Source organism: Horticoccus luteus (assembly GCF_019464535.1).
GTDB lineage: Bacteria > Verrucomicrobiota > Verrucomicrobiia > Opitutales > Opitutaceae > Horticoccus > Horticoccus luteus.
Genome location: NZ_CP080507.1, coordinates 4,201,161 through 4,215,043 on the forward strand (window position 1 = coordinate 4,201,161; position 13,883 = coordinate 4,215,043).

Consider the following 13,883-nt stretch of genomic DNA (forward strand, 5'->3'; position numbering starts at 1 on the left):
CCGCACGTGGTGCGGCTGACACGCCTTCCACAAATCAAAGGACGGAAAAGAACCAGCGGTCGAGGGCGATAAAATCCCGTCGCCGCGCCGTCGCCGCCGCGCTCTCGTCTCCGCTGCCAACCACGGCCGACGGCCGCGCCGGTGGCTGCGCGTGCACCGTTTGGCCGTTGCGACTGCGCCGCGGCGGCCTCTTATTGCCCGCCTTCCGCTCATGCCCGCCGCGTCCTCCGACTCTTCGTCCGCGCCCGAGTGGGTTTTCCAGGCACGCGCGTTGAGTAAAATTTACGGTCATGGTGAAGCTGCCGTACACGCACTCGCGGGCATCGATCTCGCCTGCCGTCCCGGCGAGTTTGTCGTCGTGCTCGGCGCGTCCGGCAGTGGCAAATCCACGCTGCTCAACCTCCTCGGCGGCCTCGATACGCCGACCAGCGGCTCCTTGATTTATCGCGACTGGGATCTCGCGCACGCGGACGAATCCACGCTCACCGACTATCGCCGCCACGCCGTCGGCTTCGTTTTCCAGTTCTACAATCTCATCCCCAGCCTCACCGCGCGGGAAAACGTCGGCCTCATCACCGAGATCGCCCCGAATCCCCTCGCCCCCGAAGATGCCCTCGCGCTCGTCGGCCTCAGCGCGCGTCTCGATCACTTTCCCGCCCAGCTCTCCGGCGGTGAACAACAACGCGTCGCCATCGCGCGCGCCATCGCCAAACGCCCCGCCGTGCTCCTCTGCGATGAGCCCACCGGCGCCCTCGACGTCCGCACCGGCCTCACCGTGCTCGACGCCATCCAGCGCATCAACCGCGAGGTCGGCACCCTCACGATGGTGATCACGCACAACGCCGTGATCGCCGACATGGCCGACCGCGTCCTCACCCTGTCGGACGGCCACATCACCGGCGAGCGCCGCAACGCCCGGCCCGCCGACGTCGCCAGCCTCGCCTGGTAACGCCATGCGCGCGCTCGACCGCAAACTCCTGCGCGATCTCGCGGCGTTGAAATCACAGGCCTTCGCCGTCGCCCTCGTGATGGCGTGCGGCCTCGCCATGATGATCATGACGCGCAGCCTCATCCTCTCGCTGGCGAGCACGCGCGATGCCTACTACCGCGACTACCGCTTCGGCGATATTTTCGCCGCGCTCAAACGCGCCCCCAACTCCGTCGCCGCCGAGCTCGCCGCGATCCCCGGCGTCTCCGTCGCCCAAACCGGCATCGCCCTGCAAGCCACGCTCGACCTGCCCGACATGGCGCAGCCCGCGACCGGCTTGTTTCAATCGTTGCCGGAGCGCGGCGAACTCCGCCTCAACCGCCTGTATCTCCGCCGCGGGCACATGCTCGCCGGTCGCGGCACGACGGGCGAGGTGCTCGTGGGCGAGGCGTTCGCCGAGGCGCACGGCCTCAATCCCGGTGATCACATCACCGCCGTGCTCTACGGCCGCCAGCAGACGTTTCGCATCGCCGGGATCGTGCTCGCGCCCGAATTCGTCTTCGAAGCGCCACCCGGTGCCGCGCTCCCCGACCATCGCACCTACGGCGTGTTCTGGCTCCCCTACAAGGAACTCGCCACCGCCAGCAACCTCTACGACGCCTTCAATAACGTCGTCGTTTCCCTCGCGCCCGGCGCCCGCGCCGAGGCCGTGATCGCCGCCGTCGACCGCATCCTCCAGCCCTACGGCGGCCGCGGTGCCTACGGTCGCGACACCCATCCTTCCCACACCCGGTTGCGCGACGAGATCCGCATCCTCCAAGGTCTCTCCATTGGCTTCCCCCTCGTGTTCCTGGGCGTCGCCGCGTTCATGACCAACGCCGTCATGGGCCGGCAGATCACGTTGCAACGCGAACAGATCGCGATGCTCAAAGCCTGCGGTTTCTACAACCGCGCCATCGCCTGGCATTATCTCAAGTTCGCCGTCGCGATCGTCGCGGTCGGCACGCTGATCGGCACCGCCGCGGGCATCGGGCTCGGCCACCTGCTCGTGGACATGTATCATTTGTTCTTCCGCTTTCCGCAGCTCGAATTCCACCTCGCGAAAAGCGTGCTCCTCGCCGCCGTCGCCGTCAGCGCGCTCGCCGCGTTTGTCGGCGTCGCCGGCGCCGTCCGCCGCGCCGTGCGCCTCCCGCCCGCCGAGGCCATGCGCCCGGAACCACCCGCCCGCTTTCGCCCCGCCGTCATCGAACGGCTTGGTTTCGGCCGCCGCTTCAGCGCCTCGTTTCGCATGGCCCTGCGCAACATCGAACGCCGCCCCGTGCGCTCGCTCCTCACCGCGGTCGCGCTCGCGCTCGCCACCGGCATTCTCATCGTGCCGAGCGCGCTGCGCGATGGGATCAACTACGTGCTCGATTACCAGTGGGACCTTGTGCAGCGGCAGACCGTTTACGTTTCCCTCATCGAGCCCGGCCCGCCGCAGGCTCTCGCCGACTTGCGCAACCTGCCCGGAGTGATCCTCGCCGAGCCCGTCCGCGCCGCCGCCGTCGAACTGCGCGCGGGCAACCTCCACCGCCGCCTCGGCCTCCTCGGTTATCCCGTGCACGCCACGCTCAACCGCGTGCTCAATGCCCGCGACGAGGAGATCGTCCTGCCCGCGCACGCCCTTGTGCTCTCGGCCAAGCTCGCCGAAGTCCTTGGCGTGCGCCCCGGCGATCTGCTCACGGTGCAGGTCCTCGAAGGCCGCCGCCGCACGTTCGCCCTCCCCGTCGCCGCCCTCTCGCAGGACTTCGCCGGCACCGCCGCGTTCCTCCAACTCGACGGACTCAACCGCCTGCTCGGCGACGGCGACCGCATCACCGGCGCCTATCTCTCCGTCGAGGGCGCGCAATGGCCCGCGTTCCTCGCCGCGTTGAAAAAGGCGCCACAGATCGCCAACACCGTCGTCAAATCCGCCATTCGCGACAGCTTCCGCGACACCACCGCGCAAAGCATCGGCCTCATCCAAAAACTCTACCTCACCTTCGCCACCATCGTGGCGTTTGGCATCGTCTATAACAGCGCGCGCATCTCCCTCTCCGAGCGCCAGCGCGAACTCGCCACGCTGCGCGTCGTCGGTTTCACCCGCGCCGAAGTGGGTGCGGTGCTGGTCGGCGAACTCGTGATCCTCACCGCGGTCGCCGTGCCCGTCGGCCTGTTGCTCGGCTCCGGTTTCGCCGCCGTCATCATCGCCACCGTGAACACGGAGTTCGTGCGCCTGCCCGTCATTCTCACGCCGTTCAACTACGCCTTCGCGGTGCTCGTCATCGTCGTCGCCACCGCCCTCTCCGCGCTCTTCGCCACCCGCCGCCTCGGTCAACTCGATCTGGTTGGCGTCCTCAAGGCCCGCGACTAAACCCTTCCCCGCTGTTCATGGAAACCGCTCCCGCTACTTCGCCCGCCCGCCCGCGCCGACGCTCGCGTCACCTCCCGTGGCTCGCCGCCGCCGTGCTGCTCGCGCTCATCGTCGCCGGCCTGTGGCCCGCCGCCCTCCCCGTCGAACTCGCCCCCGCCGCCCGCGGCCCCCTCACCGTCACCGTCAACGAAGTGGGCATGACCCGCGTGAAAAACCGCTACGTCATCTCCAGCCCCGTCGCCGGCCACCTGCGCCGGATCGCATGGAAAGCCGGCGCGCCCGTCATCGCCGGCCAAACCGTGCTCGCGGTCCTCGAAACCAACGCCGCCGATTTTCTCGACGCCCGCTCCCTCGCGCAGGCCGAAGCCCGCACGCAAGCCATGCAAGCCGCCCGCGAACAAGCCGCCGCGCAACTCGCCCGCGCCACGGCCGCCGCCCGCCTCGCGCACACCGACTTCACCCGCGCCCAACGCCTCTTCGCGCAACGCTCGCTCTCGCAGCAGGAACTCGACACCGCCACCCTCCACGACACCACCGCCGCGGCCGATCAACGCGCCGCCGAATTCGGCCTCAAAGTCGCCGACTACGAACTCGCGCAGGCCCGCGCCGTCCTCGATCGCGGCCAGCCCGCGACCGACCCCGCCTCGTCGCCGCCACCCTTGGTGCTCACCTCTCCCGTCAACGGCCGCGTGTTGCGCGTCCTGCAGGAAAGCGAACGCGTCGTGCCCGCCGGCCTCCCGCTGCTTGAAGTCGGCGATCCCACCGATCTCGAAGCCCGCATCGAAGTTCTCTCGCGCGATGGCGTCGCGATCCAGCCCGGCGCGCAAGTCGCGCTGGACCGCTGGGGCGGCGCCGCGCCGCTCAACGGCCGCGTGCGCCTCGTCGAGCCGTCCGCGTTCACCAAAATCTCCGCCCTCGGCGTGGAAGAGCAACGCGTCTACGTCATCGTTGATTTCACCGATCCCGTGGAAAAACGCGCCACGCTGGGCGACGCCTATCGCGTCGAAGCGCGCATCGTCACCTGGTCCGGCACCGACGTCCTGCGCGTGCCCTCCGGCGCCCTATTCCAACGCGGCACCGCCTGGCAGACCTTCGTGGCCGACGGCCATCGCGCCCGGCTGCGCGCCATCACGCCCGGCCATTCGAACGGCCTTGAAACTGAAATCCTCTCCGGCCTGAAAGCAGGCGAAAAGGTTATCGTCTATCCCGGCGACAAAATCGCCGACGGCGTGCGCATCACCGAACTGCAAGTCGCGCCCTGAGGAGGAATCACACCGCACGCAGCCGATGGGTGAGCCGTGCGCTCCGCCGCGCGGCTGCTTGAGCCACCGCCACCCGTCGCTCGCTCACTCGGGCCGAAATCCTCTCGGCACCCGGATGTGTGCGCGCACAGCCTGGCCATTCTTGCGCGTCGCGCCGCGCGGCGGTTACGGGTCCCGTCGCAGTTGTTGGGCCGGCCCTTCCTTCCAATCGATTTTGAATTGGATGGGCACCCGCAACTTCGCCCGCACCGGATGTCCGCCGGCTTGCGCGGGTCGGAATTTCCATTTTTTGACGCATTCCACCGCGGCCTCCGCGAACATCGTATCGGTCGCCGTGAGTTTCGCGCCGGGCGGATGGACCGCATGCACATCGCTGAGGCTGCCGTCGGCTTCAACGACGAACGCCACGATCACTTCGCCGCTTAACCCAAAGTTTTTCTGCGCCAGCGGATAGTAAGGCGCGACCGCCTTGACCACCACCGGCGGCATGTCCGCGTGCGGAAATTCGCCCGCCGGCGCGTTCGCTGCAGTGACACGCGTCGCCACCGGCCGCGTCGGCTCCGCGGCGCATCCGCCTAAAAACAACACCGCCGCAGTGACTCCGGTAACCATCCATGTGCGCGGGTGCATGGCGCGATAAAGCGCGGCGCACGCTGCGGGTCAAGGGACAGCGCCCGCGCGCAGCCCCGCTCCATGCTCTGCTGCCGTAGAGCGCCGCCTTGTCGCCCGCGCTACTCGAGCGCCGTCGTTTTCAGGCTGCTCAAATCCATGCCCGGCGCGCACCCAAACGGCGCGGCGAGCACGGATCCGAGTTCGATTTGTCCCTCGCGCACATCGACGCGCGGCCAGCCTCCTTCAGTCTGCGTATAGAGATCGCTGTGATGCGCCCGAATGTGCGCCTGCACCGCCGCGGGAAATTGCGCGAGCCCCGCAAAGTAGTGGTGCCCGTTGCGCTCCACGCTCTCGACGCCGAGCACCGTCTGCACCGCGAGATCCTGCAGCAATGCGACGGGCCCCACGTTCGACAAATCTTCTCCGCTCAACATCCCCGGCTCACCCCGCTTGCGACGTTGCGCGAGCAGGCACGCGTTGGCAATGCCCTTGAAAACGCCTTTGCAATTCTTGTGGCTCGTGCCCGCGTAACCCAGCGCCAGGGCGCGCGGCAGGCTCCCGATCTCTGCATCCGATTCGTCGATAATGATCGGCGGCCGCTCCGGCCACGCGCGCGTGAGTTCGCCGATCGCATCGCTCAACGCCACATCGCGATGCCACGGCTGTTCGATGAACAGCAACTTCGGCCAGAGCGACGCAAGCGCCTCGTCCGCCATCAACCCGCGCGCATAGTCGGCAAACGCGGCCACCTCGTGAAAGCTCTCGTTGCCGTCGAGCGAGAACGCGAAATCGCCGCCGCACTCGCGCGCGAAAATTCGCGCCATCTTCGCCAGCCGCGCACGATCGCGCGCCGCCTCGCCGTTGATCTTCAGTTTGAAGTGCCGCAGCCCGTAAAAACGCACGCACTCCTCCAGCGTTTGCGGCAGCCCATCGTGCGCGCGCTCCGCCGCCGGCAATTCGTCCGCTTCGAGCGGATCGCTCAATCCCACCGTGTGCCGCGCAAACACCCGCGTGCGCGGCGCCGCCGGCAGCCAGTCGCCCGGCGCGCTGCCCGCGAGCGAGGGATGCACCGCGCCCAAGTCCACACCCAGCGCGTTCGTGCGCACCGCCGCGGCGAAATTCAACCCGCCCGCCCGGCAAAACGCATCGATCAACGCGCGCTCCACGAGCGTCGCGCCGAACTGCGCGAGCAGTGGCGGGATGTTTTCCGCCGAGCCCCACGCCGCCTGCCGCGCGTAGAGTTCGCGCCAGAATTGAAACGGCGTCGGGGCCGCCACCGTCCGCGCGTGCGTCACCGCGGCGACGATCACGCGCCGCATTTCGCTCACTTCCTCGTCGAGCGCGCGCCGGGGATCCTTCGTAAACCATTTCGGCGGCAGATGGTCGGCCGCCAGTCCGAGCCACTCCTTCCCGTCGATCGTGAAAGTCAGTTCGAGGATGACATGCGTCACCTCCGTCATGGTCGCGATGCCGTAGCGAAACGGCATGCGCGCGCGCAACGGTTGCTCCGCCAGTCGTGCCTTGCTCAGCGTGATCATCGCGGCCTCCTCAACCGCGCCCGCCGCGCAACAACACGAGGTGATCGATGCCGTGCTCCTCGAACTCCCGCCAGTAGCGGTCCTCGAGCGCACTCAACCGCTCGTGTTCGTCCTCGGAAAATTCCTCCGCCAGCTTCGTCGCGCCCAGCTCCGCCAGCAGATCGCGCTCCGCGAGACGATGCACCAACTCCTGCCAGAACACGTCGTCGAGAAAGTCCTCCAGCTTCTGCCGCGCGGGACCTTCCTCCAACTCCTCCGATGCCACGAGCGCGCCGTCGCCCCCGTCCGCCACACTGCGCGCACAACCCAGCGGAGTCGCCAGCTCATACATCTTTTGCTCCAGCTCCGCGTAGCGCGCCGGCGGCGCGTCGTCCTCCTCGCCTCCTCCCGCCACTTGCATCCCGAGCCACATGAGCTCGAGCAACCGCTCGTATTCCTTCGCTGTAAACGAGACCTTCATCGTCGCACCGTTTCGGCAGTTCCCCACCCGCGCAATCCCCAATCACATCTTCCCGCGCGCGCACCTCCGCCGCCTCACAACGCGATCATCGCCTTGATCACCCCGGTCTCCGGCCGCGTCCAACGCGCAAACACCTCCGGCACTTCCGCCAGCGCGGCGCGATGCGTCACCCATGCCTGCGTGTCGATCCTCCCCGCCTCGATCATCGCAATGATACCGCGAAAGTCCGCGGCCGTGCTGTTGCGACTGGCGAGCACACTCAACTCGCGCCGGTGAAACGCCGGATCGTCGAACGCGAGCTCGCCCTGCACCAGCCCGACCAGCACCAGCCGCCCCGCCGCCGCCGGCCACGCAAAGCTCTGCTGCATCGCCGCCGCGTTGCCGGTTGCATCGAATACGACGGTCGGCAATTCGCCGCCCAACCGCTCGCGCAACGCGTCCGCTGTCGACAGGTCCGCCGCATCCAGCGTCGCCACCCCGAGCCATTGCCCGACAAACGCCCGGCGCGCTGCACTCACATCCAGCACCGTCACCCGCGCACCCGCGGCTTTGGCAAACTGCGTGACCGCGAGTCCGATGGGCCCGGCGCCGACCACGACCACGCCTTCATCCTTTTCCACCGCCCCGCGCGCCACCGCGTGCGCGCCGATGCCGAGCGGTTCCACCAACGCGAGTTGCTCCAGCGTCAGCCGCGACGAAACGTGCACCTTCCGCGCCGGCACCACGAGTTCCTCCGTCCAGCCGCCGTCGACGTGCACGCCCAGCACGGTCAGCGCTGCACAACAATTCGTGCGGCCGCGCCGGCACGCCCCGCATTCTCCGCATTCCAAATACGGTTCCACCGCCCCGCGGTCGCCCACGCGCAACGTCGTCACGGCCGCGCCCAGCTCCACCACCTCCACCGCCAGTTCGTGGCCCGGCACCCGCGGATACGTGAAGAGCGGCTGGCGCCCCGCAAACGCATGCAGATCCGTCCCGCACACGCCGCTGCAGCGCACGCGCACCCGCACGTCCTCCGCTCCTGGCGCCGCGGCACGCGCCCGCTCCACCACGCGGAGCTGCCCGGGTTTTTCCAATAACAGCGATTGCATGCCGCGCTCCCTCAATTGTTTTCCGCCCGCCCGCTCGGCCAGGTGACGTTGCGCACCGGGTCGAACATCGCTTTCACTGCGCGCGACAACGCCGGGTCCGGCTCGCGCGTCAGGGCCGCCACCGCGCGCGTCACTTCCGCCGCACTCGCGAAACCGATCACCGTGCAATCCACATCGTCGCGCGCCAAGGCATCGCTCAACGCCAGATCCGCCATGTCCACGCCCCGCGCGCGGCACCATTCCGCCGCACTCGCCGCCGCCGTCCGCACCGGCTCCGGGGCCGGATGCCACGCGGGCGGGCCCGCGTTCGTGAGCAATCCCATCGCAAGCGGCGCCGCGTTGATCACGCCGACACCAGCCGCTCGCAACTCCCGCGCCCAAGGCAGAAACGTGTCGTCGCTCAACGTCAGGTGACAATAGCTCAGCACCGCGTCGATGTGGTCGCGCGCCCGTTCCCACACCGCCCGCAACGCCGTGAGTGGCAGCCCCGTGATGCCGATGCCACGGATCTTCCCCGCTTCGCGCAGCCGCTGCAGCGCCGGCAACGTCTCCTCCACGATTTGGTCGCGCGCGCCAAATTCCAGATCGTGCACCTGCAACAGGTCGATGTGCCCGCAACCGAGCCGCGCCAGGCTTTCGTCCACGCCCGCCGTCACCCGCGCCGCGCTGAAATCGAACGTCGCCGGCCCTCCGTATCGCCCCGCCTTCGTCGCCAGCACATAGCATTCCCGCGGCACGCCGCGCAACGCCCGGCCCAACGCCGTCTCCGCCGCCGTCGCGCCGTAATAGGGCGACGTGTCGAAATAATTTATTCCCGCGTCGAGCGCCGTCCGCACCGCCGCTTCCGCCTCCGTCTGCGACACCGGGCGAAACACGCTGCCGATCGGCGAACCGCCGAAGCCGATCGTGGAGACCGCCAAACCCGTGCGACCTAGGGGTCGTGTGCGCATGAGAATCACCACCGTGCGCCTTCCCCGCCGCCGCGCAACGCCGGAGTCCGCTGCCGCGTTCAGCCCGTAGCCGCCACGACCCGTTGAAACAAATCCTCCGGCAACGGCCCGGCCGCGAAATCCGTCAACGCCGCCTGCAACTCGCGCACGTTGCGCGCACCGATCACGACCCGATCGAGCCCCGCGAGGCTGAAGGCGAAACGATGCGCGAGGGTCGGCAGCGCCAGCCCGGTTGCCTCCGCCAGCACCTTCAATCGCTCCGCGCGCGCCAGCGCCGCAGGCCACACCCAGTGCGGACGTTCCTGAATGAACTCCTCAAATCGCCCGCCCAACAAACCCATGTGCAGCGGGCTCGCGCCATACGTGGCCACGCCAGCGCGCCGCAACCTCGGCACCTCCTCGCGCGCCCCATCGAGCACGCAGGCATCGAGCCGCCGAAACAACATCACCACGTCAACGCCTTCGCCCTCCAACAGGCCGTCCCACGCCGCACCGTCGCCGCCCGCGAGGCCGATCCGCCGCGCGAGCCCGTCCGCCCGCAACTGCCGCAGCGTGGCCGCAACCCGCGGGCGCTCCTCGCGCGGCACATGATCCGGTTCATGCAGAAAAAGCAGATCGATCCGCTCAACGCCCAGCGCCGCGAGGCTGCGTTCCACCGACGTCCGCATTCCCGCCGGCGAAAAGTCGAACGCCAGTTCCAACGCGCCGCTCGCCGCGATGCGCCCGACCTTCGTGCTGATGATCGGACGCTGTCCGCGCCACGTCGCCAACGCCGCGCCCAGCAACTCCTCGCCGCGTCCGTAAGCCGGCGCCACGTCGAACACCGTCACGCCCGCCGCCAGCGCCGCGCGCAACGTCTCCCGCGCTTCGCCCTCGTCCACCGCCCCCCACGCGCCGCCCAACCCCGCCAGTCCCAACGCCAATCGCGCCCCGCCCAGCCCCAGCTCCACCAATCGCGTGGACGGCGCAAGTGTCGCCTGACACGCAGGACGAGAAAACCGAAATGTCGGATCGACCATTCTCCGCACCGTGGCGCGTGTCGCCGCCGTTGTCGTGACGAAAATCTCCCCGCACCTCGGCAACTCCGCGCCGAAGAAAACGCGTTGTCCCTTTCCCCCGCCAGACCGCGCGCCTCTCCACGTGCGGCCGAAACGCGCAGCCACGCCGCGCACCTCCTCCACGTGCGGCCGAAGCGCCCCGCCAAACCGCACACGACCGTGCGTTCAGCCAACGCGGCCCACCGTCTTCGATTCCGCTGGCGCCAAAACAAAAACGCCGCGCTCCCTTCGGAGTCGCGGCGTTGAAGGGGTTGCGACGCGCGTATCATTCGCGCGTCGGAGGCTCTACTTTTCGCTTTCGTCGACGACGATGTAGCGGCTGTTGCCGTCGCGCCACAGGCGCACGACGACTTTCGGGCCCTTGATTTCCTCGCTGAGCTTCACCGCTTCCTCGGCGTTTTTCACCGGCTTGCGGTCGAGGCTCAGAATCACGTCGCCCTCCTGCAGACCCGCCATCGCCGAAGCACTGTCCGGATCGACGTTCGTGATGAGCGCACCTTCGACGTTGCGCGGGATGTTGAGCTGCGAACGCGCCTGCGCGTCCAACTCGCCCACCGTCACGCCGTTCAGCACGCCTTCATCGCTGCCGCTGCCACCCGTCGCGCGATCGCCGTTGAGCGATTGCGATGGGAGTTTCGCGAGCTTCATCTTCACCGTCGCCGTCTTGCCGTCGCGCAGATACGCGATCGTCACCTCAGTGCCCGGAGGCATCCGCGTGATGGCCAATTGCAGCATGCGCGGATCGTTCACCGCGGTGTCGTTGACCTTCGTAATAATGTCGCCGCTCTTCAAACCCGCCTTCTGCGCCGGGCTGTCGGGCGTCACATCCGTCACCAGCGCGCCGCGATCGACGCCAAATTGCGCCGCCAGATCCGACGAGAGGTTTTGCGTGCTCACGCCCATGAACCCGCGGTCAACGCGGCCCGTGCTCACGAGTTGCTCGACGACGGAGCGCACGAGGTTGATCGGAATCGCAAAGCCCACGCCGTTGGAGCCGCCCGTGCGGCTGAGGATGGCGGTGTTCAAGCCGATCACGCGGCCTTGCGAGTCCAGCAGCGCGCCGCCGGAGTTGCCGGGATTGATCGCCGCATCGGTCTGAATGAAGTCTTCGTAGGTCTCGATGCCGAGGCCGCCGCGCCCGAGCGCGCTCACGATGCCGGTCGTCACCGTCGAGGTGAGGCCAAAGGGATTGCCGATCGCGAGCACCACGTCGCCGACCTGCAGTTGATCGCTGTCGCCCAACGTCGCCGGAGAAAGATCCTTGGCGTCGACCTTCAAGACCGCGACATCCGTCTTCGGATCGCGGCCCACGACCGTCGCCTTGTATTCCTGCCGCGGATCGCCGATGGCGATCTTCACTTCATCCGCGCCGTCGATGACGTGGTTGTTCGTCACAATGTAGCCGTCCTTCGACAGGATGACGCCGGAGCCGAGGCTGTTCTCGATCGAATCGCGCGGACCGGGTCCGCCCCGGCCGCCGCGGTCGTCGGGCACCCCGAAGAAGCGCCGGAACATCGGGTCGTTGAGAAACGGCGCGAGATTTTGATTCGCGCGCACCTTCTTGGAAGAGAACACGGAAACCACGCTCGGCGACGCGCGCTTCACAATGGGCGCGTAGCTCGCGCGAGCGTCAGAGCGGTCGATCGATTTCGCATCGACCTGCAGTTTAAGGGGTGCGCGTTCGGCGGGCTTGTCGCCCGCGCAATACGCCAGCCCGGCGCCGCCTGCGATGGCGAGGCTCGCCACCAGCAGGATTCGATTGAGGGAATTTCGCGTTTTCATGAGTAAAAAATGATTTCTTCCACCACCGCCCGCCGTCGGAGGCGCGAGGGATGCTAATATCCCCCAGCTTCGCGGTTTCCGCCAGTGCCAGAATGGCCAAGACTGCATCCGGCCCGCACGGGTTCCGTCGAGTTGCGCCGCCGCGCTGCCGCCGTGCGCCGAGAACGTTTGCCGCGCAACGCCTTCGCCCGCCCGGCGGCGCCGCGCACGTGGGAATTGACCGCACCTCCCGCCCCCGCCATCTCTGACGGGCTATGTCCGAAACTTCCGCCTCCACCGACGTCTCCATGGAAACCCTCGTCGCGCTCTGCAAACGCCGCGGTTTCATCTTTCAGTCGTCCGAAATCTACGGCGGATTCAACGGCTTCTTCGACTACGGCCCGCTCGGCGTCGAGTTGAAGAAGAACATCCGCGACTGCTGGTGGAACGACATGGTCCGCCGCCGCGACGACGTCGTCGGCATCGAGACCTCCATCATCATGCATCCGAAGGTCTGGGAAGCCTCCGGCCACGTCGCCGGCTTCACCGACCCGCTCGTCGACTGCAAGACGAGCAAGCAACGCTACCGCGCCGACCAACTCTTTTTCGCCGCCGTCATCGTCGATGGCGCCACCGTCGGCTACGTTTCCGCGCTCGAATCCGAAAACACCGCCGGCGAACTCCAGGCCGCCGCGGAAACCCTCAAGCGCAAGAAAGCCATCCAGGGCCAGCTCGCCGCCGTCGTCGCGAAAGACATGACCGAGGCCGCGCCCGACGAGATCGCCCTCATCCCCTCGCCCGCCACCGGCGAGCCCGGCAGCCTCACCGCGCCGCGCTCCTTCAACATGATGTTTCAGACGAACGTCGGCGCCATGACCGACGCCTCGTCCGTCGCCTACCTGCGCCCCGAAACCGCTCAGGGCATGTTCGTCGACTTCAAGAACGTCGTCGACACCGGCCGCGTGAAACTCCCCTTCGGCATCGCCCAAATCGGCAAGTCCTTCCGCAACGAAATCACCCCGCGCAACTTCATCTTCCGCTCCCGCGAGTTCGAGCAGATGGAGATGGAATACTTCATCCACGAAGACGCCGATTGGGCCACCTGCCACCAGGAATGGATCGCGTGGTGCCGCGACTGGCTCCTCTCCATCGGCCTCCCCGATTCGCACCTCTCGCTCTACACCCACCCGAAGGAGAAACTCTCGTTCTACTCCCGCGGCACGGTGGACATCATGTTCAAATACCCGTTCGGCGTGCAGGAGCTCTGGGGCATCGCCGCCCGCGGCAACTACGATCTCACCCAACACGCCAACGCCTCCGGCAAGCCGCAGGAAATTTTCGACGAAGCCACGAAAAAGAAATTCGTGCCGCACGTCATCGAGCCCGCCGTCGGCACCGACCGCATCTTCCTCGCCGTCCTCTGCGCCGCCTACGCGGAAGAGGACGTGAAGGATGACAAGGGCAACGTCGAGAAACGCACCGTCCTGCGCCTCAGCCCGCGCATCGCCCCGGTCAAAGTCGCCGTCCTCCCGCTCCTCAAAAACAAGGAAGCGCTCGTCGGCCGCGCGAAGGAACTCTACACCAAACTCAAGCGCCGCTACGCCGCGTTCTACGACGAAGGCGGCGCCATCGGCCGCCGTTATCGTCGCCAGGACGAAATCGGCACGCCGTGGTGCGTGACCATCGACTTCGATACGATTGAAAAAGACGGCAGCTTCACCCTGCGCGAACGCGATTCGATGACGCAAAAGCGCATCCAGGAAGCCGACCTCTTCGCCTTGCTCGAGGAGCAGGTTTACTAACCTGCACTCCTCGCACGTCACCACGCGAC

Annotated in this window: 11 protein-coding genes; 4 read left to right on the forward strand and 7 right to left on the reverse strand. The window is 67.6% G+C overall.

The features are described 5' to 3' along the window. The first annotated feature begins 211 nt into the window (after positions 1-211). Genes K0B96_RS17035 through K0B96_RS17045 form a run of 3 tightly spaced genes read left to right on the forward strand, consistent with a single transcriptional unit; the run spans position 212 to position 4,582 of the window. Positions 212-949 carry an ABC transporter ATP-binding protein gene (locus K0B96_RS17035; protein ID WP_220162245.1) on the forward strand — a complete coding sequence of 246 codons (738 nt, stop codon included), beginning with the start codon at positions 212-214 and terminating at the stop codon, positions 947-949. A 4-nt stretch (positions 950-953) separates the two neighbouring features. Further along, positions 954-3,320: an FtsX-like permease family protein gene (locus K0B96_RS17040; RefSeq protein ID WP_220162247.1), complete on the forward strand. Its 2,367-nt coding sequence runs from the start codon at positions 954-956 to the stop codon at positions 3,318-3,320. A 17-nt stretch (positions 3,321-3,337) separates the two neighbouring features. Beyond that, entirely contained in the window at positions 3,338-4,582 is a 1,245-nt protein-coding gene (locus K0B96_RS17045; protein WP_220162249.1) for an efflux RND transporter periplasmic adaptor subunit, read from the forward strand. Between the two features lie 165 nt (positions 4,583-4,747). Here the strand turns inward: K0B96_RS17045 and K0B96_RS17050 are convergent, their stop codons facing one another. The 7 genes from K0B96_RS17050 to K0B96_RS17080 all read right to left on the reverse strand — a co-directional run bounded on the left by K0B96_RS17050 (position 4,748) and on the right by K0B96_RS17080 (position 12,073). After that, entirely contained in the window at positions 4,748-5,212 is a 465-nt protein-coding gene (locus K0B96_RS17050; protein WP_220162251.1) for an energy transducer TonB, read from the reverse strand. A gap of 101 nt (positions 5,213-5,313) precedes the next feature. After that, positions 5,314-6,732, reverse strand: coding sequence for an enolase-like domain-containing protein (locus K0B96_RS17055; protein ID WP_220162253.1), 1,419 nt, complete (start codon positions 6,730-6,732; stop codon positions 5,314-5,316). A gap of 10 nt (positions 6,733-6,742) precedes the next feature. Next, on the reverse strand, positions 6,743-7,192 hold the full coding sequence (locus K0B96_RS17060; RefSeq protein WP_220162255.1) for a hypothetical protein: 450 nt from the start codon (positions 7,190-7,192) through the stop codon (positions 6,743-6,745). Between the two features lie 74 nt (positions 7,193-7,266). After that, positions 7,267-8,283 carry a zinc-binding alcohol dehydrogenase family protein gene (locus K0B96_RS17065; protein ID WP_220162257.1) on the reverse strand — a complete coding sequence of 339 codons (1,017 nt, stop codon included), beginning with the start codon at positions 8,281-8,283 and terminating at the stop codon, positions 7,267-7,269. An 11-nt stretch (positions 8,284-8,294) separates the two neighbouring features. Next, complete coding sequence (locus K0B96_RS17070; protein ID WP_220162259.1) at positions 8,295-9,233, reverse strand: aldo/keto reductase; 939 nt, start codon at positions 9,231-9,233, stop codon at positions 8,295-8,297. A 59-nt stretch (positions 9,234-9,292) separates the two neighbouring features. Continuing rightward, complete coding sequence (locus K0B96_RS17075) at positions 9,293-10,252, reverse strand: aldo/keto reductase (protein WP_220162261.1); 960 nt, start codon at positions 10,250-10,252, stop codon at positions 9,293-9,295. A gap of 324 nt (positions 10,253-10,576) precedes the next feature. After that, the gene (locus K0B96_RS17080) at positions 10,577-12,073 is read right to left on the reverse strand and encodes a Do family serine endopeptidase (protein ID WP_220162263.1); all 1,497 of its coding nucleotides are present in this window, start codon (positions 12,071-12,073) and stop codon (positions 10,577-10,579) included. 254 nt (positions 12,074-12,327) lie between these two features. On the opposite strand from K0B96_RS17080, the gene K0B96_RS17085 reads away from it, so the two are divergent. Beyond that, positions 12,328-13,854, forward strand: a complete 1,527-nt coding sequence (locus tag K0B96_RS17085) for a glycine--tRNA ligase (RefSeq protein ID WP_220162265.1) — start codon at positions 12,328-12,330, stop codon at positions 13,852-13,854. Positions 13,855-13,883 lie beyond the last annotated feature (29 nt).

Coding starts and splice junctions, on each gene's coding strand:
- K0B96_RS17055 (WP_220162253.1), bottom strand. CDS start 6,732: ATGATCACGCTGAGCAAGGCACGACTGGCGGAGCAACCGTTGCGCGCG.
- K0B96_RS17035 (WP_220162245.1), top strand. CDS start 212: ATGCCCGCCGCGTCCTCCGACTCTTCGTCCGCGCCCGAGTGGGTTTTC.
- K0B96_RS17070 (WP_220162259.1), bottom strand. CDS start 9,233: ATGCGCACACGACCCCTAGGTCGCACGGGTTTGGCGGTCTCCACGATC.
- K0B96_RS17045 (WP_220162249.1), top strand. CDS start 3,338: ATGGAAACCGCTCCCGCTACTTCGCCCGCCCGCCCGCGCCGACGCTCG.
- K0B96_RS17040 (WP_220162247.1), top strand. CDS start 954: ATGCGCGCGCTCGACCGCAAACTCCTGCGCGATCTCGCGGCGTTGAAA.
- K0B96_RS17050 (WP_220162251.1), bottom strand. CDS start 5,212: ATGCACCCGCGCACATGGATGGTTACCGGAGTCACTGCGGCGGTGTTG.
- K0B96_RS17065 (WP_220162257.1), bottom strand. CDS start 8,283: ATGCAATCGCTGTTATTGGAAAAACCCGGGCAGCTCCGCGTGGTGGAG.
- K0B96_RS17080 (WP_220162263.1), bottom strand. CDS start 12,073: ATGAAAACGCGAAATTCCCTCAATCGAATCCTGCTGGTGGCGAGCCTC.
- K0B96_RS17085 (WP_220162265.1), top strand. CDS start 12,328: ATGTCCGAAACTTCCGCCTCCACCGACGTCTCCATGGAAACCCTCGTC.
- K0B96_RS17075 (WP_220162261.1), bottom strand. CDS start 10,252: ATGGTCGATCCGACATTTCGGTTTTCTCGTCCTGCGTGTCAGGCGACA.
- K0B96_RS17060 (WP_220162255.1), bottom strand. CDS start 7,192: ATGAAGGTCTCGTTTACAGCGAAGGAATACGAGCGGTTGCTCGAGCTC.